The 23,790-nt window shown below is 73.3% G+C and carries 15 protein-coding genes; 8 read left to right on the plus strand and 7 right to left on the minus strand.

The window, feature by feature from the left end:
* Nucleotides 1-215: 215 nt before the first annotated feature.
* The gene (locus tag ACZ6O2_RS17660; RefSeq protein ID WP_466023553.1) at nucleotides 216-1,049 is read right to left on the minus strand and encodes an NAD(P)H-binding protein; all 834 of its coding nucleotides are present in this window, start codon (nucleotides 1,047-1,049) and stop codon (nucleotides 216-218) included.
* A gap of 88 nt (nucleotides 1,050-1,137) precedes the next feature.
* Here ACZ6O2_RS17660 and ACZ6O2_RS17665 point away from each other — a divergent pair, with 88 nt between their 5' ends.
* Both ACZ6O2_RS17665 and ACZ6O2_RS17670 read left to right on the plus strand, forming a co-directional pair.
* A complete protein-coding gene (locus tag ACZ6O2_RS17665) occupies nucleotides 1,138-2,142 on the plus strand; it encodes an AraC family transcriptional regulator (RefSeq protein WP_466023554.1) in 1,005 nt (334 codons plus the stop codon).
* 63 nt (nucleotides 2,143-2,205) lie between these two features.
* Nucleotides 2,206-2,967: a hypothetical protein gene (locus ACZ6O2_RS17670; RefSeq protein WP_466023555.1), complete on the plus strand. Its 762-nt coding sequence runs from the start codon at nucleotides 2,206-2,208 to the stop codon at nucleotides 2,965-2,967.
* Between the two features lie 104 nt (nucleotides 2,968-3,071).
* Here the strand turns inward: ACZ6O2_RS17670 and ACZ6O2_RS17675 are convergent, their stop codons facing one another.
* Together ACZ6O2_RS17675 and ACZ6O2_RS17680 are read right to left on the minus strand one after the other, a co-directional pair.
* Nucleotides 3,072-3,407 (minus strand): YnfA family protein, encoded by a 336-nt coding sequence (locus ACZ6O2_RS17675; protein ID WP_350704311.1) that lies wholly within the window; start codon nucleotides 3,405-3,407, stop codon nucleotides 3,072-3,074.
* Nucleotides 3,408-3,501: 94 nt separating this feature from the next.
* Nucleotides 3,502-4,377: an alpha/beta fold hydrolase gene (locus tag ACZ6O2_RS17680; RefSeq protein WP_466023556.1), complete on the minus strand. Its 876-nt coding sequence runs from the start codon at nucleotides 4,375-4,377 to the stop codon at nucleotides 3,502-3,504.
* A gap of 414 nt (nucleotides 4,378-4,791) precedes the next feature.
* Here ACZ6O2_RS17680 and ACZ6O2_RS17685 point away from each other — a divergent pair, with 414 nt between their 5' ends.
* Together ACZ6O2_RS17685 and ACZ6O2_RS17690 are read left to right on the plus strand one after the other, a co-directional pair.
* Complete coding sequence (locus ACZ6O2_RS17685) at nucleotides 4,792-14,460, plus strand: hypothetical protein (protein ID WP_466023557.1); 9,669 nt, start codon at nucleotides 4,792-4,794, stop codon at nucleotides 14,458-14,460.
* Between the two features lie 223 nt (nucleotides 14,461-14,683).
* Nucleotides 14,684-15,223, plus strand: a complete 540-nt coding sequence (locus ACZ6O2_RS17690) for a MarR family winged helix-turn-helix transcriptional regulator (protein WP_350704307.1) — start codon at nucleotides 14,684-14,686, stop codon at nucleotides 15,221-15,223.
* On the opposite strand, the gene ACZ6O2_RS17695 is transcribed toward ACZ6O2_RS17690, so the two are convergent.
* Both ACZ6O2_RS17695 and ACZ6O2_RS17700 read right to left on the minus strand, forming a co-directional pair.
* The gene (locus tag ACZ6O2_RS17695; protein ID WP_350704305.1) at nucleotides 15,145-15,936 is read right to left on the minus strand and encodes an ABC transporter ATP-binding protein; all 792 of its coding nucleotides are present in this window, start codon (nucleotides 15,934-15,936) and stop codon (nucleotides 15,145-15,147) included. The genes ACZ6O2_RS17690 and ACZ6O2_RS17695 overlap by 79 nt on opposite strands.
* Nucleotides 15,933-16,310 (minus strand): iron chelate uptake ABC transporter family permease subunit, encoded by a 378-nt coding sequence (locus tag ACZ6O2_RS17700; RefSeq protein ID WP_466023615.1) that lies wholly within the window; start codon nucleotides 16,308-16,310, stop codon nucleotides 15,933-15,935. Before ACZ6O2_RS17700 ends, ACZ6O2_RS17695 begins: the two co-directional genes overlap by 4 nt.
* A 476-nt stretch (nucleotides 16,311-16,786) precedes the next feature.
* On the opposite strand from ACZ6O2_RS17700, the gene ACZ6O2_RS17705 reads away from it, so the two are divergent.
* From ACZ6O2_RS17705 to ACZ6O2_RS17720, 4 genes are all read left to right on the plus strand, one after another.
* Nucleotides 16,787-17,416, plus strand: coding sequence for a DUF899 domain-containing protein (locus tag ACZ6O2_RS17705; protein ID WP_466023558.1), 630 nt, complete (start codon nucleotides 16,787-16,789; stop codon nucleotides 17,414-17,416).
* A 105-nt stretch (nucleotides 17,417-17,521) separates the two neighbouring features.
* Entirely contained in the window at nucleotides 17,522-18,622 is a 1,101-nt protein-coding gene (locus tag ACZ6O2_RS17710) for a calcium:cation antiporter (RefSeq protein WP_350704295.1), read from the plus strand.
* Nucleotides 18,623-18,771: 149 nt separating this feature from the next.
* Nucleotides 18,772-19,530: a neutral zinc metallopeptidase gene (locus ACZ6O2_RS17715; protein WP_466023616.1), complete on the plus strand. Its 759-nt coding sequence runs from the start codon at nucleotides 18,772-18,774 to the stop codon at nucleotides 19,528-19,530.
* A 187-nt stretch (nucleotides 19,531-19,717) separates the two neighbouring features.
* Nucleotides 19,718-20,371 (plus strand): HAD family hydrolase, encoded by a 654-nt coding sequence (locus tag ACZ6O2_RS17720; protein WP_350704294.1) that lies wholly within the window; start codon nucleotides 19,718-19,720, stop codon nucleotides 20,369-20,371.
* A 51-nt stretch (nucleotides 20,372-20,422) separates the two neighbouring features.
* Here the strand turns inward: ACZ6O2_RS17720 and ACZ6O2_RS17725 are convergent, their stop codons facing one another.
* Both ACZ6O2_RS17725 and ACZ6O2_RS17730 read right to left on the minus strand, forming a co-directional pair.
* Entirely contained in the window at nucleotides 20,423-22,972 is a 2,550-nt protein-coding gene (locus tag ACZ6O2_RS17725) for an ABC transporter permease (RefSeq protein WP_466023559.1), read from the minus strand.
* Complete coding sequence (locus ACZ6O2_RS17730) at nucleotides 22,972-23,739, minus strand: ABC transporter ATP-binding protein (protein ID WP_350704290.1); 768 nt, start codon at nucleotides 23,737-23,739, stop codon at nucleotides 22,972-22,974. Before ACZ6O2_RS17730 ends, ACZ6O2_RS17725 begins: the two co-directional genes overlap by 1 nt.
* Nucleotides 23,740-23,790: the final 51 nt, after the last annotated feature.

The raw sequence follows: 23,790 nt of genomic DNA on the forward strand, positions 1-23,790 counted from the left end.
CCACCACCCGGACAGCCTGACGACACCACGCCGCCCGGACCAGCACCCCGCGCGGCGCGTCGTCACGGGGCAAACGTTGCCTGATGCGGCACTAGCGGGCACGACAGCCGGTCCTGCCGGGCTCCAGGTGTCGTCGACAGGAGGCAGCCCGGGATCGCTGGGTAGGCGGCGTCGTCCAACGGGCGATCCCGGACTGCCGTGCTAGATCGGCTGCGTCACGACCATGCGCCGGCCGCGGCAGCCCTCGCGGCGTAGGTGTCGAAGTCGATCGGGTCGCGGCCGAGGAGTCGCCGCACCGCGTCGGTCGGCTCGGCGAGATACCCGGCGCGCATCCCCGCGAACATGGCGTTGAGCGCCGTCGCGTCGGCCGTCGAGTAACCCTCGGCGAGCAGTTCGGCCCGGTACTCCTCCGGCGTCAACTCCACGTACCGGATGGATCGGCCGGCCGCCCTGGCGATCGTCGTCACCGCCTCGGCGAAGGTGAGCGCGTGGCGGCCTGACAGCTCGTACACCTGCCCGTGATGGCCGTCCTCGGTCAGCAGAGTCGCGGCGACGTCGGCGATGTCCTGGGCGTCGATGAAGGGCTCCGGCGTGGCGCCCATCGGCAGGGCCAGGCGGCCGTCGGCAAGCGGCTGGCGCCACAGGTCCTCGTCGAAGTTCTGGTTGAAGTTGTTCGGGCGGATGATCGTCCACTCCGCGCCGGAGTCGCGCACGGCCTGCTCCGCGGCCACCATGCTCGGCGAAAAATCCCCGTCGATCTTGTCGATCCCGCGTCCCGAGAGCGCCACGAGCCGGCCGACGCCCGCCTTCACCGCCCGCGACACGAAGTCGTCAGCCATCCCGGGGTCCGCCGGAGCGATGAGATAGACCGCCGACGCTCCCTCCACGGCCGGCCGCCAGGTGGTCGGCTGCGTCCAGTCGAATCGCACCTCGCCGGAGCGGGAAGCCGCCCGTACGCGCGCGCCCGCCGCCCGTAGCGCGCGCACCAGCCGGCGTCCGGTCTTCCCGGTTCCCCCGATGACGAGGATCTCGTTCGTTTCTTTCGTCATGGCCACGAGTCAACCGGCCCGACCGCCGGCCGGACATGGCTGGTCGTACGCCGGGCATGCGTGATCGTCCGCGCCCTATCGTGAAGGGATGGACCCGTTCGACAGCCTGCTGCGGGACGTACGCGCGGAGGGTGCCGCCTTCGGCCGGTCGGTGCTGTCACCGTCGTGGGCGCTGCGGTTCACCGACGGCGCGCCCCTGACGCTCTGCGTGCCGCTGCGTGGCGAGGGCTGGATCGTCCACCCGGAGAGCGACAAGCCACTTCTGGTACGGGTCGGCGAGGCCGTCGTGGTGCGGGGACCGGAACCGTTCGTCTTCTCCGCCGAGCCCCGGTCGACCTTCCGACCGGACGAGCTGCGGGAGGTCAGCTGTGGCCAGTCACCGGTGGCCCAGCCACCGGACACCGGCCCGGCCGAGCAGATGGTGCTGCTGGCCGGGGCGTACCACGTCCGGAGCCAGGCGCCGCAGCGGCTGCTCGGAGTGCTCCCGCCGGTGCTGGTCGTACCGGATGAACACGACTGTTCATCGCTCCGTGACTTTCTGGACTTCCAGCTCGGCGGGTGCCGCCCGGGTCGGCAGATCGTGCTGGACCGTCTGCTGGACTGGCTGCTGGTCTGCACGATCCGGGACTGGTTCGACCAGCCGGGCGCCGAGGCCCCCCGGTGGTATCGGGCGCTGAGCGACGGCACGGTGGGCTCGGCGCTGCGCGCCATGCACGACGCCCCGGGTGAGCCGTGGACGCTCGCCTCCCTGGCCGCCCGGGCCGGGGTGTCCCGCACGACGCTGGCCAAACGGTTCACCGAACTGGTGGGCGAGCCGCCGCTGACCTACCTGACCGACTGGCGAATGACACTCGCCGCCGACATGCTGGCCGAGACCACCGAGACGGTCGCCGCCGTGGCGCGCCGGCTCGGGTACGCGGACGCCTTCGGCTTCAGCGCGGCCTTCAAGCGGATCCACGGCGTGAGCCCCGGCAAGCACCGCATGCTCGCACAATCCCCGGCGGCGAGCAGTGAGCCGCCCCCGGGACAGGTCCCTCGACAAACCTCGCCCGCTGACGCGCACGACCAGCCGTCCCCTCATGGCAGCCGCTGACCAGCCCACCACGCCGCTGACCCCGTTCGGGATGCCGCTCGTGCGGTTCCTATAGTTCTCTCGGTGGCGACTCCATCAGTGTTGCAAGAGTCATTGCGCGATCCGGTGTTCTGGGCGCGGTACACCTTCGCCCACGAGGAGGGACCCGGGGCGGATCGGCTCGGTGACCTCGAAGACCTGCTGGACGACGACGATGACGATGCGGATGAGGATTCCGACGACTCGTCGCTCGACGTGGCCTTCGAGGTCGGCGACGGCCACCACGTCGTACTGAGCATGGACGCCTCGGCCGACTCCTACAGCCTGGAGGTCACCACCCCTGACTCGGCCGAGCCGGCCGAGCTCGGATGGGACGATCTCGCCCACTGGCACCCGTACGCGTTGCGCTGGTCCGAGCTCGACCTGATCTGCCGGGCGATCGCCGCGCGGGATCCGCAGCTGCAGCACCCCGGGGCGCCGTTGGCCCTGCTGTGCCGATTCGCCGCCGTCTTTGACGATGACGACGTGGACCAGGCCGTCGCCGCCGTCGACGAGGCATACGCCGCATTGCGCCCTCCGCACTGGGAGGGTTACTGGCCGTGCGGCGCCGACTGGCTCGACCGCGCCGACTTCCGTGGTGAGAACGTCACCTGGCAGCGGGACGAGGCCGGCGACCTGTGGGCCCAGCAGGACGACCGCCACGACGAACCCTTCTACAGCACCCGGCTAGGGCCGGATACCGGCACGGGCGACGGGTTTCCACACGCCCCGCTCCGGGCCGTGCTGAACGCTGCCGCGGCGACGGTGGGCGACGCGCGGCCGGACGGTGCCAGACGCACCCCTTGATCCACCCCGGTCACGGGTAGGGGCCGGGCGGGTGCCGACCGCCGTTGCCGCTGGTCGCGGGGTGGCGACTCCTGGTTTCCGTTTGGGTTGCGGAGCGCCAGGGATCAGCCGCTGCGAGGGGCGTACATGATGACGGCGACGCCGACGAGGCAGATGGCTGCGCCGATGATGTCGTAGCGGTCGGGGCGGAACTTGTCGACGACCATGCCCCAGGCGAGGGAGCCGGCGACGAAGACGCCGCCGTAGGCGGCGAGGACGCGGCCGAAGTTCGGGTCGGGTTGGAAGGTGGCGACGAAGCCGTAGAACCCGAGCGCGATGATTCCGGCCGCGATCCACAGCAGCCCTCGGTGCTCGCGCCAGCCCTGCCACACCAGCCACGCGCCACCGATCTCGGCGAGCGCGGCGAGCAGGAACAGCAGGATCGAGCGGGCGACGGTCATCCGTCGGACGGTAGCGGAAGCACCTCCCGGTCAGCAGGACGACCCACTCCGCTGGGCCGGTCGGGCGGGGTGCGGCGTGCGGCCGCGCGGGTGGTCAGGGATGGACCCGCCCGAGGAAGTCGCGTACGAGTGGGACCACCTCGTCGAGGTGCGTCTCCAGCAGCCAGTGCCCGCCGTCGAGCAGGTGCAGTTCCGCGTCGGGCAGGTCGCGCAGATAGGCGCGCGCGGCGCCCTCGGGCATGTAGCCGTCGTGCGGTCCCCAGACGATCAGCGTCGGCGGCTGGTGGTCGCGCAGGTACGCCTGCTGCCGGGGGAACCAGGCGACGGTGCTGCCCTGGTCGGCGAGGAGGCGGACCAGATTGGCGCGGCGCTGCGGGGTGGCGGCGGAAGCCGCGGCGAGTCGCCACAGGTCGGGGCTCACCCGGTCCCTGAGCCGGTCGGGCAGTTCGCCCAGGAACTCGCTGCGGAAGCCCTCCTCGCCGACCGCCGCGGCGAGGCGTTCCCGGCCCTCGTCGGTGGGGCTGCGCCAGAACTGCTTGAGCGGCTCGTACTTGGGGCCGTGCTGGTCGGGATAGATGTCGCCGTTCTGGATGACCAGGCCGGCGACCCGCTCCGGGGCGGACATCGCGAGGCGCAGCCCGAACTGGCTGCCGTAGTCCTGGAGGTAGATGACGTACCGGGTCAGGCCCAGCGTCTCGGCGAACCGGCGGAGCAGTTCGGCGTGGGCGTCGAAGGTGTACGCGAACCGGGCCGGGTCGGGTGCGTCGCTGTATCCGAAGCCGGGCTGGTCGGGCGCGATCGCCCGCCACCTGTCGCCGAGGGCGGGCAGGAGGTGACGGAACTGGAACGACGACGCGGGATAGCCGTGCGGCAGCAGCACCACCGGCGCGTCCGCCGGCCCGGCCTCCCGGTAGAAGATCCTGATCCCGTCGACGTCGACGGTCCTGTGGTGCACGGCGGCGTGGCCCACCATCGTCTCCTCACCGGGCGGTACGGGCGGCTCCTCTGACGGTGCCAGAAAACGATCCCGCGCGCAGGCGAGCCGGTGTCGGTAGGGCGCCGGGTCGCCGTGGCGCTCGCGGGAGGCGCTCCGGTGGCCGGTGCGGAGGTGGCGGGCAGGGTCCCGCCGGCGAGCGCGGTGACGACGGCGGGGATCCGACGTGGCACAGGGCCTCCACCAGTGGGGGCGGGGGACGGGCGCGACATGGCCGGGCGGTACGGCCCGCAGCACAGTCTTCTCGGGCCACCCGGTCCGGAGGTGCCGACCGTTCGGTCTGACGCACTGTCACCATGCCGACACACAAGTTGTGAGCATTTCCCGCGATCGATGTGCTGGCGCGGACCAGCGCCGTCGGTGACGGCCATCGGACGAACGAGGTGGCTCATGGTGGCTCTACGACGGCTGCTAGCCGTGGCGATCGCGACGGCGGTGACCGCCGCGATGGGGTTGGTGTGGACGGCGGCGCCCGCCCAGGCCGACGAGGCGTGGGAGAGCGCGTTGAAGAACCTGATGTCCCGCACGGCCACCTGGGCCGACGGCGGACTCTCCCAACTGGGGCTGCTCGGCCAGCCGCTGCCTCTGCTCGGCGTCAGCCCTGGCGCGCTCGTCGACGCCGACACGCTCGTGGACAAGGCGTCCGACGCGTTGGCCAGCGGCCTGACCAAGGACGACGTCGACCTCGGCGGCGGCACCCGGCTCACCAGCTCGGTGAGCACCAGCGGCGGCGACCACCTGCTGGACGTGCTGCTGACCACGAAGCGCGAAGTGGTCGACAAGGACCTCACCCTGGCCGGGGTGACGCTGGACAAGGCGGTCAGCGTCACCGGCTGGGCGACCCTCCATTTGCGGGCCCGGCACACCGCCGCCGGGGAGACCTACCTGGTGCGCGACGGGGACACCCCGCGCATCGACATCGACGCGGCGGCGCGGCTGCGCGCCGACCTCGACCAGGCCACCGCCTCGGTCGGCATCCTCGGGGTCACGCTGACCGCCGGCAGCACCCTCTCCGCGCGTACCCATCTCAAGGTCACCATGACCGACCCCAACGGCGACGGCCGGCTCGCCTTCGACACGGCCGCCGGCGCGAACACCGGCGAACTCGGCGCGGCGGGCTCCCTCGCCGGCCTGGTGCAGGTGGCCCTCGACAACTCCGGCGGTGGGAAGATCTCCGACACCGAGACCGAGCCCGGCCCCGGCTCGGTGCACGGCGTGGTCAAGCTCGGGGCGGCCGTCTCCGGCGCGCCCTTCGCGCTGCCCGCCGTGGCGGCGACCGTGAACGTCGACTGGAACGACATCTCCGTCGGCACCCCCACGGTGACCACCACCGGCCTGGACGAGACGATCGCCAAGTTCCGCAACATGAGCCCGCTGGACCTGGCCTCCGGGCTCGCGCAGCTCGCCACCCTGCTCAGCGGCGTGCAACAGAGCGGCCCGGCCGGCAACCTCAACCTGCCCTTCCTGCGCGGCACGTTCGCCGACGCCGTGAAGGTCAACGAGAAGCTCACCGACTTCCTCCGCAAGTACGTCCACCCGCGGCCGGACGACCCGCAGTTCGACCCGGCCACTGACGACCCGGCCCTGGCCGGACAGCCGAAGTTCAGCTCCATCCAGCAGTTGCTCGCCCTGCTTGCCGCCGAGGGGCTGCCGGTGGACAACCTCTCCTTCGACAACGACAAGCTGGTGTTCCGGGTCAAGCTGGAGCGGGAGTCCACGGTGGAGGTCCCGCTCGACCCGGGTGCCGCGGAGCTGTCCGGGCGCGGGGCGACGTTCACCGCCAAGGGCTTCAGCGTCACCGGCAGCCGGTTCACGCCCGGCCAGCTGGTCGGCCAGCGGGTGGTGGCCGGCACCTCCGCCGGCACCGTCGCCGCCAACACCGCCAACTCCGTCACCCTCACCCAGGACTGGATCGGCGGGCAGCCGCCGAACGACAGCGTGTGGGTGATCAGCGGCTCCAGCCCGAACATCGGCGCCGTCGAGCTGGCCGGCACGCTGACCAAGCCGGTCGGCGGCGACAGGAAGGTCGGCCTGCGGGCGGCGAACGCGCAGGCCAGCTTCGCCAAGGTGAAGCCCCGTTACAGCGCGTCCGTGACGCTCGTGCTCGACCTGCGCAACGACCTCGGCAGCCCGGAGGCGAACGCCGACCGGGTGCTGCTGCGTACCGACCCGGCGACGCCGCTGTTCGCCGCCGACTTCCCGATCACCACCGGGGTGGACTTCTTCGCCACCGCCGGCTTCCTCAAGGTCAAGCTGGCCGGCGACCTCGCCGTCGGACCGGCCGCCGCCGGCGAGCGGATGCTCCAGGTCAGCTTCAAGCAGGCGCAGGACCTCAGCCTCGGCACGCTCTTCGAGCGGTTGAAGTCCGACCCGGGGAACCTGCTGGCCGTGTCGTCGTCGGTGAAGACCACCGGCCGGGTCACGGTCAGCGTGCCCGGCGCCACGGGCGCCCTCGGCGAGGGCATCGGCGTCGACGTGAGCTGGACGGCCGGTGGGCAGCCGGTGGTCGACACCTCGGCGCTGTCCGAACTGTTCGCCGTCGACTTCAACCCCGACGACCCGAAGGCGCTCTTCGCGGTCGTCGTCGAGGCGCTGCGGCTGATCAACGTCGCGCTGTCCCAGCCCGGCGGCAGCGGCCCGCTGGACAAGGAGATCCCGCTGCTCGGCCGCTCCGCGCGGCAGCTGCTCGGCGCCGACGAGAGCGGCGTCGGCAAGGACGTCACGTTCGTTGCCGACGGGGCGAACTTCCTGCTCAAGGACGCCTCCCGCGACGGCGACTCCGGCTTCGACGCCCGGCTCGAGGGCCGGACCGTCGTGATCGGCAGCAAGGCGTACCGGGTACTGAAGCAGATCGACGGGCAGACCCTGCGCGTCGACGCGGCCGGTACGCCGAAGCCGGCCGACGGCAGCGCGTACGCCCTGCGCCCGGAGTTGGCCGACGCGCTGGACAAGCTGCTCGCCTCGCCCCCCGACAACCTCCAGGACGCCCTCGACAAGCTCAACGCGGCGATCGGCGAGGACAGCGGGATCAGCTTCACCCTGGACCAGCGCGAGGGCGGACCGTTCCTGCGCCTCGGGCTGGACTGGAAGCGCAAGTTCCACACCGGCGGGCCGCTCAACTTCGCCTGGGACGCCCACCGCGAGCTGATCACCCTGGACAGCTCCGGCACGTTCGCGGTCGACGTCGACGCCCGGGCGCAGCTCGGCCTGCTGCTGCCCCTGCGGCTGAACGCCGCGCCGCTGCTGGACCGCAGCTCCTCGGCCAGCGTCACCGTCGCGGGCGGGGTCACCGACGCGGCGATCGCCGCGCGGGTCGGGCCGCTCGCCCTCGACCTCGGCAAGGCTCCGGACTTCGCCACCGTGAAGGCCAACCTGAGCGTCGGCCTCGACGGCCTGACGGAGGACGGGCCGATCACCGGCCTGCTCGGACTGACGCCGAAGTTCACCACCGCCGGCGTCGACTGCGGCGACGGGGTCGGCGGCGCGGACGTGCCGCTCTGTGCGAAAGCGCCGCTGTTCGTCAACAACTGCGACCCGGCCGACGACACCAACCTGCTCACCTTCACCGTCGGCCTGGACCTGACGCCCACGGCCGGCACCCCGAACCTCGACTCCTGCTTCGCCAACCTGTCGCTCAAGCTCACCGACTTCAACGTCGGTATCGACGGGTACCTGGCCAAGGTCGAGGAGGCGCTGCGGCTGGCCAGCTTCGACGGCAAGCTGCCCCTGGTCGGCGACGACCTGCAGCAGGGCCAGCGCTTCGTCGCGCAACTGCGTGAGGACGTCAAGGCCGCGATCGGGCCGGTGCTGGCCAACGCCACGCTCGACAGCGCGGGTGTGCAGGCGGCCCTCAACGAGGTGCTCGCCGACCTGGACCCGGGCGTGAGCGCGGTGGTCAGCTGCCGCAGCGGCGTCACGGCGCCCTGCGCGCCCGAGGACTTCCAGGCGATCCGGATCAAGCTCACCACCTCCAAGGGCGCACCCTCGGCAGCCGACGGGTGCAAGGACGCGAGCGCGTCCGACGAGTGCCTCAAGCTCAACGTGCCGCTCGACCTGGGCATCCCCGGCCTGTCGCTGAAGGCGAAGAAGGGCGCCCCGGACGGCATCCAGGCCAAGCTGGGCTGGAAGCTTCACCTGGACCTGGTCCTGGACCGGGACGAGGGCTTCTACGTCCCCACCCACGACGGGGACACCTCGCCCGAGGTGCAGGTCGGCGCCCAGTTCGACATGACCGGCGACCTCGCCGCCCAGCTCGCCTTCATCCAGGTGAAGGCGACGAAGCGGGCCACCGACCCGCTGGTGAAGGCGTACTTCGGCATCGACCTGAAGGGCTCTCCGGGGGAGAAGAGCTGCTTCGACCCCACCGTCACCGCCGACTGCACGGCCAACCCGGACGACCGGCTGACCCTGGCCGAGTTCGCCGACCTGGGTTCGCTGCTCGCCACCGACCTCACCGCCGAGGTCAAGATCGACTGGAAGCTGGCGGCGGCGGTGGACACCGGTGGCGAGGACTCCGCGCTGCCGGGCATCAGCGCCACCTTCGGCCTGCAGTGGGGCCTGAAGCACAAGCGGGGTGGGCTCACCGCCACGGGCGACGGCGTCACCACGCCGCTGAAGGTGACGTTCACCGACATCGCCCTGGACGCCGGCGCCTTCTTCGACAAGATCCTCAAGCCGGTGGTGGAGAAGCTCAAGGCCGTCACCGGGCCGCTGCAGCCGGTCATCGACACCCTGTACGCGCCGATCCCTGTGCTGTCGGACCTGTCGAAGGCCACCGGCGGCCCCGACATCACCCTGGTCTGGCTCGCCAAGACCTTCAGCACCCTCAACGGCGGTCCGAAGCTCGACTTCATCGACACCGTCCGCGCCGTGGTCACCTTCATCAACCGGATACCCGACTGCGACTCGGGCTGCTCCATCCCGCTCGGCGGGTTCAAGATGGACAGCGCCAAGGCGTTGACCACGGAGGCCTCCCCGGCCTCGGCCGAGAGCCTGATCGACCGCACCTCCGAGTACAACCCGGCCTCGGGCGCGCAGGTGAAGGCGAAGGTCGACGAGGCCGCCGGCGACGACGGCGAGAAGCTGTTCACCCCGGCCGCCGACGGCAGGAGCAACGCCCAGAAGACCGGCTTCAGCTTCCCGATCTTCGACAACCCGGGCTCCCTGTTCGGGCTGCTGCTCGGCCAGGACGTCGAGCTGATCAGCTTCGACTCGGGACCGCTGGAGTTGGGCTTCAGCTGGCGGCAGTCCTTCGGCCCGGTCTACGCCCCGCCGCCGGTCTTCGTCACGCTGTCCGGCAGCGCCTCGGTGACCGCCCGGTTCATCGCCGGCCTGGACACCGCCGGCATCCGGCACGCGGTCGAGGCGGCCACCGACGGCACGGCCGTCGACGCGGTGAGCCTGCTCGACGGGCTGTACTTCAAGACCGCCGACAGCAGCGGCAAGGCCGTCCCGGTGGTCACCCTGCGCGGTGAGATCGCCGCCGGGGCCGAGGTGAGCGTGCTGATCGTCAAGGTCGGCATCGAGGGCGGCATCCAGCTCACCGTCGGCTTCAGCTGGAACGACCCGAACAACGACGGGAAGTTCCGCACCAGCGAGTTCCTCCAGGCGCTCCTGGTCAACCCGATCTGCCTGTTCACCACCAGCGGGCGGCTCTCGGTCTTCCTGCGGGTCTACGTCACCATCGACCTGTTCCTGTTCAAGAAGAAGTTCGCCTTCACCCTGGTCGACGCGACGCTGCTCGACTTCCGGGCCCAACCGGACTGCTCCCCGCCGCCACCGGAACTCGCCGGCACCGTCGGGGACACCCTGGTCGTCTTCGCCGGCAAGTTCGGCACCAAGGACCAGCGCGGCGACAAGGCGTGGGACAACGGCGCCGACACCTACGCCGGTGACGTGGTCAAGGTGTACGCGCTGCACTACGCCGACGCGGACACCCCGGGCGCCACGGACGACTTCGACGGCTTCGCGGTGGAGGCCCTGGGCCGCCGGCAGGAGTTCCTCGACCCGGCCCTGACCCGGGTGGTCGTCGACGGGCGCGGCTACGAGGTCGCCGACCCGGACAAGACGTCCCTGTCGGTGCTGCTCCTCGGTGACGGCGACAGCAGCGGCGACGGCACCAGGACCTCCGCGTTCGACAAGACCGCGGTGGTGCTCGGCTCCGACGGCAAGGACCGGATCCGCACCGGGACCGGGCCGGCGTACGTGGACGGCCGCGGCGGCGACGACGTGATCGTCACCGCCGAGGCGGCCGGTACGGTCAGCCGGGTCGCCGGCGGCGCCGGGCAGGACAGCATCACCACCGGCGACGGCGACAACGTGGTCGCCGGCGACAGCGGCCTCGGCGGCACCGACCGGGGCGCCACCACCGTGCGAACCGGGGCCGGCGACAAGACCCTCAACGGGCTGGTCGACTGGACCACGCTGACCGCCCCGACCGCCGACCACGCCGGCGGGGACGACCACGTCACCGTCGGGCACGGCGCCAGCACCGTCTACGGCAACGGCGGCGACGACGTGCTCGGCGTGCTCGTCGACGACCGGCCCAACGGCGCGAACACGCTGGTCGGCGGCCCCGGCGCGGACACCGTCAACGGCGGCCGGGGCGACGACACCATCCACACGTACGACACCGACGTCCCCGCCGACGCGGACCAGGCCGGCACCGGCGACGCCGGGCTGGTCAACCAGGTCGACACCGGTGCCGGCCAGGACGTCGTGCACGGCAGCGCCGGCGTGGACCTGGTCGTCTCGCACTCGGCGAACGGCCAGACCGGCCGCGTCTACGGCTACGGCGGCGACGACGTGCTGGTCGGCGGCTACGGCACCGACGAGCTGTTCGGCGGCCCCGACGAGGACTACGTGATCGCCGAGCCCTCCCAGGTCGGCGAGCCGGACGGGTCGGACGGCTACGGTCCGTTCCGCCAGGTCACCCACGAGCCGCTGCCGGCGGGCACGCAGTCGCAGACCAAGCTGCTCGTCGGCGGACCCGGCAGCGACCACGTGATCGGCGGCGACGGCGGCGCGACCGTCTTCGGCGACCGGCACCTGCCCGCCGAGACCTGCGCCGACGCCACCCTCGCCGACGCTCAGCCGGCCCCCGCCGACCAGGGCGCCCCTGACCTCATCCTCGGCGGCGCCGGGGTCGAGGTGGTCTCGGCCGGTGGCGGCGACGACCGGGCCGACCTGGGCGGCGGCGACGACCGCGCCTGCGGTCAACTCGGCGACGACACCCTGCACCTCGGCGGCGGCGCCGACCGGGCCTGGGGCGCGGCGGGCGTCGACCAGCTGCACGGCGACGACGGCGACGACCTGCTCTTCGGCAACGCCGGCGACGACGGCCTCTTCGGCGACGCCGGCGCGGACACCGCCGAGGGCAACGCCGGCGGCGACCAGGTCTTCGGTGGTCGCGACGGCGACGTGCTCTACGGCGGTGGGCGCACCGCCGGCGCGGCCGACGGTGGAGACCGCCTCTACGGCGAGGAGGGGACGGACCGGATCGTCGGCGACAACGGCACCCCGCGCGTCGGCGACGTCGGGCCCTACCCGCTGGACCTGGCCGGCGACGTTGCCGGGGCCGGCGCCGGGGACGTGATCTCCGGCGGCGGGGACGACGACCTCGCCTACGGCGGGCTCGGCGACGACCGGATCAACGGCGACGGCGGGCACGACCGGTTGGAGGGCAACAACGGCGCCGACCTGGTCCACGGCGACCACGGCCGGGACGAGATCGTCGGCGGCTCCGGCCAGGAGCCGGTTGCCGGCACGGGCCGGCCCGACGTCGGCGACCAGCTCCACGGTGACGGCGACAGCGACCTGATCGCCGGGGACAACGCCCGCTTCGTGCCGGCGGACGCCGACGCGACCCGGGTGACCCAGGGCCGGGCCGGGCCGCCGCGCAAGGTCACGCTGCTCGACCTCGGATTCACCCCGGCGGCCGGCACCAGCGGCGGCGACCTGATCTTCGGTGGGGACTCCGACGACGTCATCTTCGGCCAGGGCGGGCCCGACCGGGTGCACGCCGACGGCGGCGCCGACTTCGCCGAGGGCGGCCCCGGCGCCGACTGGGTCGAGGGCAACCACGGCGACGACGACCTCGTGGGTGGTTCCAGCACCGCGTACGACGGAACCGGGGCGGCCACCACGGGCCAGCCGGACACCGCGGACGCCGTCTTCGGCGGCCCCGGGTCCGACGCCGTCATCGGCGACAACGGCGCGGTGCTGCGCCCGCTCGCCGGTGAGCAGCCGACCTCGGCGACGGTCCGGGTCGGTGCCGGCGGTGCCCTGTTCGGCCCGCGGATCGTGGTGCTGCTGGACCGGGCGGCGGCCACCGCCGGCCGGTACGGCGACGACCGGATCAGCGGCGGCGACGGCGTCGACACGCTCTGGGGTCAGGACGGCGACGACGCCCTGACCGGTGACGGCGACGGCGACTACCTGGAGGGCAACGGCGGGGCGGACGTCCTGCGTGGGGACAGCGCCCTCGGCGCGGCGGGACGGACCACTGTCGCCCCGCTGCCCGACCCGGGCTGGCCGGGCGACCCGGCGGCCGTGGCCGACCTGGTCGGCGACGGCGCGCCGGCAGGGCAGGACGACCTGATCGGCGGCAGCTCGGCCCCGGGCTTCCGGGACACCGGGGACGTGATGGAGGGCAACGGCGCCGACGACGTGCTCCTCGGCGACAACGGGTCGCTGCTGCGGACGGTGACCGTGGTCCAGGGCAGCCCGACCGAGCGGGTCTACACCGAGCGGTATCCGACCGGCGTCGTGCCGGCCGACGCCACCCGGGCCCGCACCCACGATCCGGCCCTGCCCGGCCCGTCCACCCGGTTCTGCACCACCGCCCAGGCCACGTGCGAGCCGGCCGGCGCGTTCGGCGGCGACCAGCTCTACGGCGACGCCGGCAACGACGGCGTCTGGGGCCAGGACGGCGACGACACGATCCGCGGCGGCGACGGCGACGACGACCTCCTCGGTGAGCTCGGCGCCGACACCCTGTACGGCGACGACGGCCGGGACGCCATCCTCGGCGACCGGGGCGGCGTGGTGAGCCAGTACCTCAACCCCGACGACGTGGCGGCGCTGGGCTTCACCACCACGCTGTCGTCGGTGCCGCAGGAGACGTACACCGGATTTCGGGCCGGTGCCTACGACCGGCGCGTGGATCTGTTGCACGACACCGACGGGGACGCCTGGATCGGCAGCTCCACCTCGGCGCCGATGCCGCACTCGGGGTTGACCGCCGGCGCGGGGGACCGCGTCCGGGGCGGCGCCGGGGCGGACAACATCCACACCGGGTTCGGTGACGACGTCGCCAACGGCGACAGCGGAGGCGACGAGCTGTTCGGGTCGGAGGGGTCGGACGTGCTGTGGGGCGGCAAGGGCTGCGACCCGGTGCTCGACGCGGCCAACCCGCAGTGCCAGGTGGACGGCGTCTTCAGCGCCGCCGCCCGAGGTGACAGCGACCAGTACGTCGACCACCTCTTCGGCGGCGCCGGGGCGACCGACGGCCCGGCCGTGGCTGCGGTGCTCAGTTCCGACCTGCTCGACTTCCGTCCCCGCGGGTCGTACCCGGACAACTGCGCGGCCGGGGCCTGGCCGGTGGACCTGGCGGCGGGCACCATCGACCCGTGCCTGTGGTTCGAGATGACGGGCCTGGACAACGACGTCGTGGCCGACAACCAGCACCACCACGGCACCGACTGGATGTACGGCGGCTGGGACCGGGACGTGTTGCAGGGTGACGTGACGGCGAACGGGCCGAACAACGGCGACCGGATGTTCGACTGGAACGGCGCCTACAACCTGTTCACCCACTGCAACTCGGCCTACGGCGGGTTCAACGACGTCCGCCAGCACAGCCCGGCCATGCAGGAGTTCCTGACCAGCCTGGCCTGGGCCTCCGGCGCCGGTCGAAGCGCGACCGACGTGACCACGGCCGGCACCTCGGCGTTCCTCGAGTTGTCGTACGTCTACCCACGCGACAACCGCGAACAGGGCGCCGGGGTGGCGTTCCCCGGCACCCCGGGGCACTTCGACCAGCCGTCCTGCACGGACTGACCGTCGAAGCGGATCGGGCCCGGCTCTCCCACGGGAGGGTCGGGCCCTGCCCGTCGCCGGTCCTCGGGCCGGCCGGCCCGTCGTCGCCACCGTCCCTCAGAGCCGACGTCGCGCTGCCGTCCGCGCCGCGGCGGGCATCGTCAGCGCGACGTCGGTAGGGTCGTCCCGTGCATCGTCATCCCGCGTCCCTCGCCGGGCGCGCGCCAGAACGGGCGACCCGTCCGTGACCGGCCCGCACGGCGACGACGCCGTGTCGTTGGCCCGCCAGTTACCCGTGTTCGGCGCGGTCGCCCGAGCCGCCCGCCGGGCGGTGCGTCGGCAGGCGGACGTGCCGAGGCTGGCCGAGGCGCAGGTCGAGGTCCTGCGGACCGTCGAGGCGAACCCGGGTGTCGGCATCCGGTCGGTGGCCGAGCGCCTCCAACTGGTGCCGAACACGGTGTCGACCATCGTCGGCGAGCTGGTCGGCGCGGGCCTGCTGGTCCGCGAGCGCGACGAGGCGGACCGCCGCGCCGCGCGGCTGCGGCTCACGCCGGCGGCCGTCGAGCGACTGGCGTCGTGGGGAGCCGCCCGGGAGGAGGTGCTGTCGGCCGCGCTGCTGCGCCTCGACGACGCCGACCGCCGGGCGATCGGGCAGGCCGTGCCGGCGGTCCGCCGACTGCTGGCCGTCCTGGAGGCAGCGGCCGGTCAGGACGCCAGCCGCAGGGGCACCACGACCGGGCAGTCGGTGGCCGGGTCGCGCAGCACGGCGGACTCGACCCCGTAGAGCCGCCGCACCAGCTCGGTGGTGACGATCGTGTCCGGCGCGCCCTCGGCGACGACCCGGCCCGCGCGCATGGCCACGAGGTGGTCGGCGTAGCGGCAGGCCGAGGTCAGGTCGTGGACCACGACCACGACCGTGCGACCGGCGGCGGCCAGCTCACGGAGCAGCTCGAAGACCTCGAGCTGGTGACCCAGGTCGAGCGCCGCGGTGGGTTCGTCGAGCAGCAGTACGGGGGTGTCCTGCGCGACCGCCATCGCGATCCAGGCCCGCTGCCGCTGCCCACCCGACAGGGTCTCCAGGGGCCGGTCGGCCAGGTCGGCGACGTTGGCGGCGGCGAGCGCCCGGTGCACGGCCTCCTGGTCCTGCGCGGACCACTGCCGCAGCAACCCCTGGTGCGGCTGCCGGCCGAAGCGCACGAGGTCGGTCACGGTGAGCCCGTCCGGGGCCTCGGCCGACTGCGGCAGCAGGCCGATCGCGCGGGCCGCCTCGCGGGCCGGCAGCTTCGCCAGTACGCGCCCGTCGAGCAGGACGGCGCCGCCCTTCGGCCGGTGCTGCCGGCTGAGCCCGCCGAGCAGCGTGCTCTTGCCGCAGCCGTTCGGCCCGACGACGGCGGTGAGGCGACCGGGCGGCAGGGTCAGCCGTACGGCGTCGACGACGACGGTGCGCTCGTACGCCAGGGTCAGGTCGTCGGCGTGCAGGACGGCGGGTGTGGTCACGGGACTCTCCGGGGGCGTGAGCTGAGCAGGAGCCAGATGAGGTAGGGGCCGCCGACGACGGCGGTGACGAGCCCGACCGGCACCTCGACCGGGGCGGCGACCGTGCGTCCGAGGGTGTCGGCGAGCAGCACCAGCGCGGCGCCGGCGAGGGCGCTGCCGAGGACGGGGACGCCGCGCGGGCCGCAGATGCGGCGTGCGGCCTCGGGGGCGACGAGCGCGACGAGGCCGAGGGGACCGCCGACGGCGACCGCCAGTCCCGCGCACGTCACGCAGACCGCCAGCGCGGCGAGCCGGACGACGCGGACCCGCACGCCGAGCCCGGCGGCCACCGCGTCCGGGAACCGCAGCGCCGCGAGTCGCCGGCCCACCAGCATCCCGGCCTGGAGAACCTCGGCCAGCTCGACGCCGACTTCATCTACGTCGCCACCCTCAACGCCGACGGCGAGAAGGCCCTCGCGGCGGCCAGGGCGCAGCCCGCGTTCGCCCGCCTCGAAGCCGCCCGCAACGACCGGGTCGCGGCCGTCGACGGCAGCGTGTGGAGCAGCGGGGCCGGGCCCATCGCCGCCGGCAAGGTGCTCGACGACATCGAGCGGCTCCGCGCCGCCGCCTGATCCCTCTCGGACGGATCCGTGGCGCCGGACGGATCCGTGGCGCCGTACGGCACCGCCCGCCGGGGTGGACGGATGACGCTCCACCCCGGTCGGTCGCCCGCCCGCCGCCGTCCAGGTGGGACGCGGCGCGACTCCGACGGCGGGTGCCGCCGCCCGCCCGGGCCAGGGGGCGGCCACGCCCCGTCCCCGCCGGCGCGTCGCACCGGCGTGTCGCCGGGCCCCCTGGGCACAATCGCCTCATGGAGAAGCCCCGGACGGTGCCGGCCGACGAGTGGCAGCAGGCCCGTGACGACCTGCTGAAGGCCGAGAAGGAGCTGACCCGCGCGCAGGACGCGCTCGCCGCCCGGCGTCGCCGCCTCCCGATGGTCAGGTTCGACAGCGGCTACCGCTTCGACACGCCCACCGGCCCGGCCACCCTGCTCGACCTGTTCGAGGGCCGGGGCCAGCTCGTGGTCTACCAGTTCATGGACAACGGCCCCGACCACCACTGCCCCGGCTGCACCTGGTTCACCGACAGCGTCCCCGTGACCGGGCTGGCGCGGCTGGCGGAGCGGGGCATCAGCTGGGCGACCGTGTCGGACATGCCGCTGGCGCAGATCGAGGCGTACAAGGCGCGTCGCGGCTGGACCCTGCCGTTCGTGTCGTCGCACGGCACGTCGTTCGCCGCGGACTGCGGGGCGGAGCGCGGCTTCATGCTCAGCGTCTTCCTGCGCGACGGCGCGGACGTCTACCGGACGTACAACACGACGGCGCGCGGCGTCGACCGGCTCGTCTTCGTCAACAGCATCCTCGACCTCACCCCGTACGGCCGGCAGGAGGACTGGGAGGACTCCCCGCCCGGCTGGCCGCAGCAGCCCACCTACGGCTGACGGCTCGGGCTGGCGGCGCACCTGCACACCGTGACGGTGAGCCGACCGCCACCGCGTACCACCAGTCGGTGGTCACATGATCGCGACTCCTGGCAGGGTTGGGGAATGGCCGCGCTGCTCCGCTCACGTCTGACCGACTGGACCGTCTCCGTACCGCTGCTCGCGGTCGTGGCGTTGATCCTCACCTGGGGACGCGACCTACCCGGTCCGGTCGTCGTCGTGGTGGCCGCGTTCCTGGCCGGAGCGGTGCTGGCTGCCGTCCACCACGCCGAGGTGGTCGCGCACCGGGTGGGGGAGCCGTACGGCTCGCTGCTCCTCGCCGTGGCCGTCACCGTCATCGAGGTCGCGCTGATCGTCACCCTCATGATCAGCGGCGGCGAGAAGACGCAGTCCCTCGCGCGGGACACCGTCTTCGCCGCCGTCATGATCACGTGCAACGGCATCCTCGGGTTGTCGCTGCTGATCGGCGCGCTGCGCCGCAAAGTGGCGGTGTTCAACTCCGAGGGCACCGGTGGCGCGCTGGCCACCGTGACCACCCTCGCCGCCCTGAGCCTCGTGGTGCCGACCTTCACCACCAGCCGGCCGGGTCCGCAGTTCAGCCCCGCCCAGCTGGCCTTCGCCGCCGTGGCGTCGCTCGCGCTCTACGGCCTGTTCGTGATGGTGCAGACCGGCCGCCACCGCGACTACTTCCTGCCGGTCACCGCCGAGGGGCGGGTGGTGGACGCCGATGGGCACGCCGCGCCCCCGTCGAACCGGGCCGCACTGCTCAGCCTCGGCCTGCTGCTGGTGGCGCTGGTCGCCGTGGTCGGCGACGCCAAGACGGTGTCCCCGGCGATCGAGTCCGCCGTCGCCGGGGCGAACCTGCCGCAGTCCTTCGTCGGCGTGGTCATCGCGCTGCTGGTGCTGCTGCCCGAGACGATCGCCGCCGCCCGGGCGGCCCGCCGCGATCGGGTGCAGATCAGCCTGAACCTGGCGCTGGGCTCGGCCATGGCCAGCATCGGGCTGACCATCCCGGCGATAGCGCTGGCCTCGATCTGGCTGGAAGGGCCGCTGCTGCTCGGCCTCGGTGGCACGCAGCTGACCCTGCTCGCCCTCACCGTCGTCACGGGCGTGCTGACCGTGGTGCCGGGGCGGGCCACCGTGCTCCAGGGCGGCGTGCACCTGGTGCTGCTCGCCGCGTTCGTGTTCCTCGCCGCCAGCCCCTGACCACCCGACCGGGCGCTGGGGCTCAAGCGCCGCGCGCCGGGGATCCGGCCCTGTCCCGCCGGCCGGACCCGCGCACCGCCGCCGCCCCGACCGGCGTCGTTGGCTGCGGCCGGGCATGACCCGCAAACCGCCGGGGTACTGCACACGGCATCGCCGACGCCGGGGAGGGCCCAGTGACGACGCGCGTGGGACGCCGGCCGCCGAGCGTGCTCGCCGGCCTCGCGGTGGCTCTCGTCGTGGCGGCCGGGTGCGTGGTCGGCGGGACGTCCGAACCCGCGGGGCAGGAGCCCGGCGGCGCGGCCTCGCCCGGCGCCGCGCAGACCCGCGCCGACGGCACCACCAGCGTCGAGGAGTTCCAGCGGGACGTCACCGACGCGCGGCGCATCGCCGAGCGGTACTGGGCCGACCGGTTCCGCGCCTCGGGGGAGCGGTTCCGCCCGATCCGGCGAGTCGTCCCGTACCAGCGCGACGGCGAGGTGTCCTGCGGCGGGCAGGGCCTACCGCGCAACAACGCGGTCTACTGCTCGGCCGGCGACTTCATCGCCTACGACGTGACCTGGTCCGTCGGGGCGTTCCGCCAGGTCGGTGACGCGTTCGTGTTCTACCTGCTCGGCCACGAGTACGCCCACGGCGTCCAGACCCGGCTCGGCATCCAGTACCGCTTCACCATCGAGCAGGAACTCCAGGCCGACTGCATGGCCGGGGCGTACCTGGGCGACTCGGTGCGCTCGGGGGTGCTGGAACTCGACGACGGCGACCTGGAGGAGTTCCGCGAGGGGCTGCTCGCCGTCGGCGACGACCCCGGTCAGCCGTGGTTCGCCGAGGGCTCGCACGGCACCGCCGAGCAGCGCACCGAGGCCTTCTTCCGCGGCTACGAGCAGTCCCTGGGCGCCTGCGGCCTCGGCTGAGCGGCGCCCGCGGCTCGCCCGGCACCGGGCGACGGCGTCCGGCGTCGTCCGGTCTCGCCGCCGCCCGCAACCCGTCGGCCAGGTCACGCCGGCGGCACCTGGGCGCGCCGGCGGCGTCCCGGCTGAGAGGATCCCCGGGGTACGCCACCCGAGGGAGGATGTCCTGAGCAGCCACCACCCCGCCGCCGTGCTCTTCGACATGGACGGCACCCTGGTCGACAGCGAGAAGCTGTGGGACGTCGCGCTGCGCGAGCTGGCGGCCGAGTACGGCGCCACCCTCTCCGAGGCGGCCCGCAAGGCGATGGTCGGCACCAGCATGGCCGCGTCGATGCGCATCCTGCACGACGACCTGGGCCAGCCGCACCGCGACCCCGACATCAGCGCGGCGTGGATCAACGCCCGGATCCTGGAGCTGTTCCGCACCGGACTGCGCTGGCGTCCCGGCGCGCTGACGCTGCTGCGGGCGGTCCGCGCGGCGGGCATCCCGACGGCGCTGGTGACCTCCAGCGTCCGGCCCCTGGTGGAGGTCGCGCTGGACACCCTCGGGCGGGACAGCTTCGACGCGGTGGTCTGCGGCGACGAGGTCGACGCGGCCAAGCCGCACCCGGAGCCGTACCTGACCGCCGCCCGGCTGCTCGACGTGCCGATCGCCCGCTGCGTGGCGATCGAGGACTCGCCGACCGGGGTGGCCAGCGCGCTCGCCGCCGGCGCGGCGGTGCTGGCCGTGCCGGCGGAGGTGCCGATCGGGCCGCTGGACGGCGTACACCAGTTGGAGAGCCTGACCGGCGCGGACCTGGAGCTGCTGGCGGCCCTGCTCGGCGCGCCGCCGGCCGGCGTCTGACGCGACGAGGGGCCCCGCCGGTCGGCGGGGCCCCTCGTCGTGCCTGGTGGGTCAGTCGTGGGCGATGGCGCCCAGGACGTTGATCCGGGCGGCCCGGACCGCCGGCAGCACCGCGGCGATGACCCCGATGATCGCGGCCAGGCCGAGGAAGACCCCCATCTGGGACCAGGGCAGCACCAGGTCCGTGATCCCCTCGTCCCGCAGCGCCTCGACCACGGCCGCGCCGAGACCGGTGCCGACGGCGACGCCGAGCAGCGCGCCGAAGACCGAGATCACCACCGCCTCGACGGTGACCATCCGCATGGTCTGTGCCCGGCGCAGGCCGATGGCCCGCAGCAGCCCCAGCTCCCGGGTGCGCTCCAGCACCGACAGCGCCAGGGTGTTGATGATGCCGAGCACGGCGATCACGATGGCCAGCGCCAGCAGGATCTGGATCATCGTGAGCAGGCCGTCGAGCTGGCCGGTCTGCTGGTCGATGAACGCCTCCCGGTCGGCCACCGACACCTCGGGGGAGTCGGCCAGCAGCGCCTCGATCTGCGGCTGCACGTCGGCGACCCGGGTGCCCGGGGCCAACTGGATGAAGCCCTGGATCGGCTGCGGGATGGTGAAGTCGCGCGCCGCCTGCGGCGGCAGCACCACCGGGTTCGTCAGCTGCGAGCTGGCGTAGATGCCGGTCACCGTGTAGGTCCGCGCCTCGCCCCGGGACAGCTGCACCGGCACCTGCGACCCGACGGAGAGCCCGCGCGACTTCGCGGTGTCCGAGCTGACCAGCATGCCGTCCGGCGCGAGCCGGTCGATGTCGCCGGCGGTGGCCTCGGCACCGAAGACCTGCCGCAGCGCGGCGACGTCGCTGCTCGCCGCCACCCAGGTGCGTTCGCCGCCGACCACGGCCATGTCGCCGTACTCGCCGTCGGCCAGGCGCACCCCGGGGATCGCCGCGGCCTCCTCCAGCACCGCCGGGTCGAAGCTCGGCGGCCGGGGGCCGCTCTGCGCCCCGGAGATCACCAGCTCCGCCTTGAGGGTGTCCTGCGCGAGCGCACCGATGCTGCTCTTCGCCGAGTCCAGGATCACCGTTACGCCGGTGACCAGGGCGATGCCCACCATCAGCGCCGCGGCGGTGATGGCGGTGCGGCGCGGGTTGCGGCCGGAGTTGAGTCGACCCAGCTTGCCCGGCACGGACCAGGCGAAGATCGCGCCGAGCAGGCTCACCACCGGGCGGCTGATCAGCGGGGTCAGCAGCGCCACGCCGATGAAGGCGAACAGCACGCCGCCGAGGATGGTGGCCAGGGTGTTGCCTCCGGCGTTGCCGGTGAGTCCCAGGGCCAGCAGCCCGGCGCCGACGGCGGTGACGATCGCGCCGGCCACGGTGACCTTGGTCAGCGGGCGGTCCGGGTTGGCCACGTCCTGCATCGCCGCGATCGGCGGGATCCGGGACGCCCGCAGGGCCGGCAGCAGCGCCGCCACCACGGTGATCACCAGACCGACGGCGAACGCGCCGATCACCGCGGACAGCGGCACGCCGACCCCGGCCAGGGTCAGCCCGCCGGCGAAGGTGCTGAACAGGAACGCCAGCAGCGCGCCGATGCCGATGCCGGCGCCGAGGCCGAGCACCGAGGCGATCAGCCCCACCGCGATGGCCTCCAGCACCACCGACCCGATGATCTGCCGGCCGCTGGCCCCGATGGCACGCATCAGCGCCAGCTCGCGGGTGCGCTGGGCCACGATGATCGAGAAGGTGTTGAGGATCAGGAAGGTGCCCACCAGCAGCGCCACCGCGGCGAAGCCGAGCAGGATCCGGTTGAAGAAGGACAGCGCCTCCTTCATGCTGGCCGCCGCCTCCTCGGAGAGCTGCTCGCCGGTCTTGACCTCGTAGTCGGCGCCCACCGCGGCGGCCACGGCGTCGCGCAGCGCCTCGTCGGACGTCCCGCCGGCGGCGGTGACCGTGATGCTGCTGAAGGTGTCCGGTGCGCCGAGCATCAGCCGCTGCGCGACGGGCGTGGTGAACATGATCTCGTTGGCGCCGCCGATGGAGTCCCGGCCGCCGCTGTAGCCGAAGACGCCGACGATGGTGAACTCCTGCTTCGGCTGGAGGGTCAGCACGCCGACCCGGTCACCGACCTTCACCTTGCCGGCCGTGGCCAGGGCCTTGTTGACCACGATCTCGTTGTCGGCCTGCGGCGGCCGTCCCTCGCGCAGTTGCACCAGGTCGTTCTCGCCGGTCCAGTTCTCGCCCAGCTGCGGCGGACCGAACGACGTGACCACCTTGCCGTTGCTGCCGATCAGCCGTGCCCCGTCGACGCCGACGACGCCGGTCGCCTCGGCCACGCCGGGCACCGCCCGGACCTTGTCCAGGGTGGCCGCCGGCAGCGGCTGGGCCGCCTGCATGCCTTCGGCCTCGGCGACGTCGATCTTCGGCTTGGCGGCGACGTTGACGTCCACCCCCTCGTACGCGTCGGCGAAGATCGCGTCGAACGAGCGGCCGAGCGTGTCGGTGAGCACGAACGCGCCGGAGACGAACATGACGCCCAGCACCACGGCCAGGCCGGAGAGGATCAGCCGGACCTTGCGGGCCAGCAGGCTCTTCAGAGTCGCCCGGAACATCAGCGGGCCACCTCGGTGGGGGTGTCCAGCTTCTTCATCGTGTCGAGCACGGTGTCGGCGGTCGGCTCGATCAGCTCGGAGACGATCTGCCCGTCGGCGAGGAAGACCACCCGGTCGGCGTACGCGGCGGCGGTCGGGTCGTGGGTGACCATGACGATCGTCTGCCCGTGCTCGCGTACGGAATTGCGCAGGAAGTTGAGCACCTCCGCGCCGGAGCGGGAGTCGAGGTTGCCCGTCGGCTCGTCGGCGAAGATCACCTCGGGGCGGGAGACCAGCGCGCGGGCGCAGGCCACGCGCTGCTGCTGCCCACCGGAGAGCTGCGCCGGGCGGTGGCCCAGCCGGTCCTGCAGCCCCACCGTGGCGATGACCGTGTCGTACCACGCCGGGTCGGGCTTGCGCCCGGCGATCGACAGCGGCAGCAGGATGTTCTCCTTCGCCGTCAGGGTCGGCAGCAGGTTGAACTGCTGGAAGATGAAGCCGACCTTGTCCCGGCGCAGCTTGGTCAGGCCCGCGTCGCCCAGGCCCGTGACGGTGGTGTCGCCGATCGACACGGTGCCACGGGTGACCGAGTCGAGGCCGGCGAGGCAGTGCATCAGCGTCGACTTGCCCGAGCCCGACGGGCCCATGATCGCCGTGAACCGGCCCCGCTCGAATTCCGCGCTGACCCCCCGCAGCGCGATGACCTGCGCCTCGCCGCTGCCGTACACCTTCCACACATCGTTCGCCCGGGCCGCGGCCTGCGCCTGCTGGCCTACCGTCGCGGTCACGTCATCTACCTCTTCCGTCTGATTTTGATCCGCGCCGCCCCCGCTGGTCCG

It is taken from the genome of Micromonospora sp. NPDC048040 (genome assembly GCF_055587185.1).

Excerpts from the sequence above, each read along its gene's own strand:
- ACZ6O2_RS17660 (WP_466023553.1), bottom strand. The coding sequence starts at position 1,049 with ATGACGAAAGAAACGAACGAGATCCTCGTCATCGGGGGAACCGGGAAG.
- ACZ6O2_RS17665 (WP_466023554.1), top strand. The coding sequence starts at position 1,138 with ATGGACCCGTTCGACAGCCTGCTGCGGGACGTACGCGCGGAGGGTGCC.
- ACZ6O2_RS17675 (WP_350704311.1), bottom strand. The coding sequence starts at position 3,407 with ATGACCGTCGCCCGCTCGATCCTGCTGTTCCTGCTCGCCGCGCTCGCC.
- ACZ6O2_RS17685 (WP_466023557.1), top strand. The coding sequence starts at position 4,792 with ATGGTGGCTCTACGACGGCTGCTAGCCGTGGCGATCGCGACGGCGGTG.
- ACZ6O2_RS17700 (WP_466023615.1), bottom strand. The coding sequence starts at position 16,310 with ATGCTGGTGGGCCGGCGACTCGCGGCGCTGCGGTTCCCGGACGCGGTG.
- ACZ6O2_RS17705 (WP_466023558.1), top strand. The coding sequence starts at position 16,787 with ATGGAGAAGCCCCGGACGGTGCCGGCCGACGAGTGGCAGCAGGCCCGT.
- ACZ6O2_RS17710 (WP_350704295.1), top strand. The coding sequence starts at position 17,522 with ATGGCCGCGCTGCTCCGCTCACGTCTGACCGACTGGACCGTCTCCGTA.
- ACZ6O2_RS17725 (WP_466023559.1), bottom strand. The coding sequence starts at position 22,972 with ATGTTCCGGGCGACTCTGAAGAGCCTGCTGGCCCGCAAGGTCCGGCTG.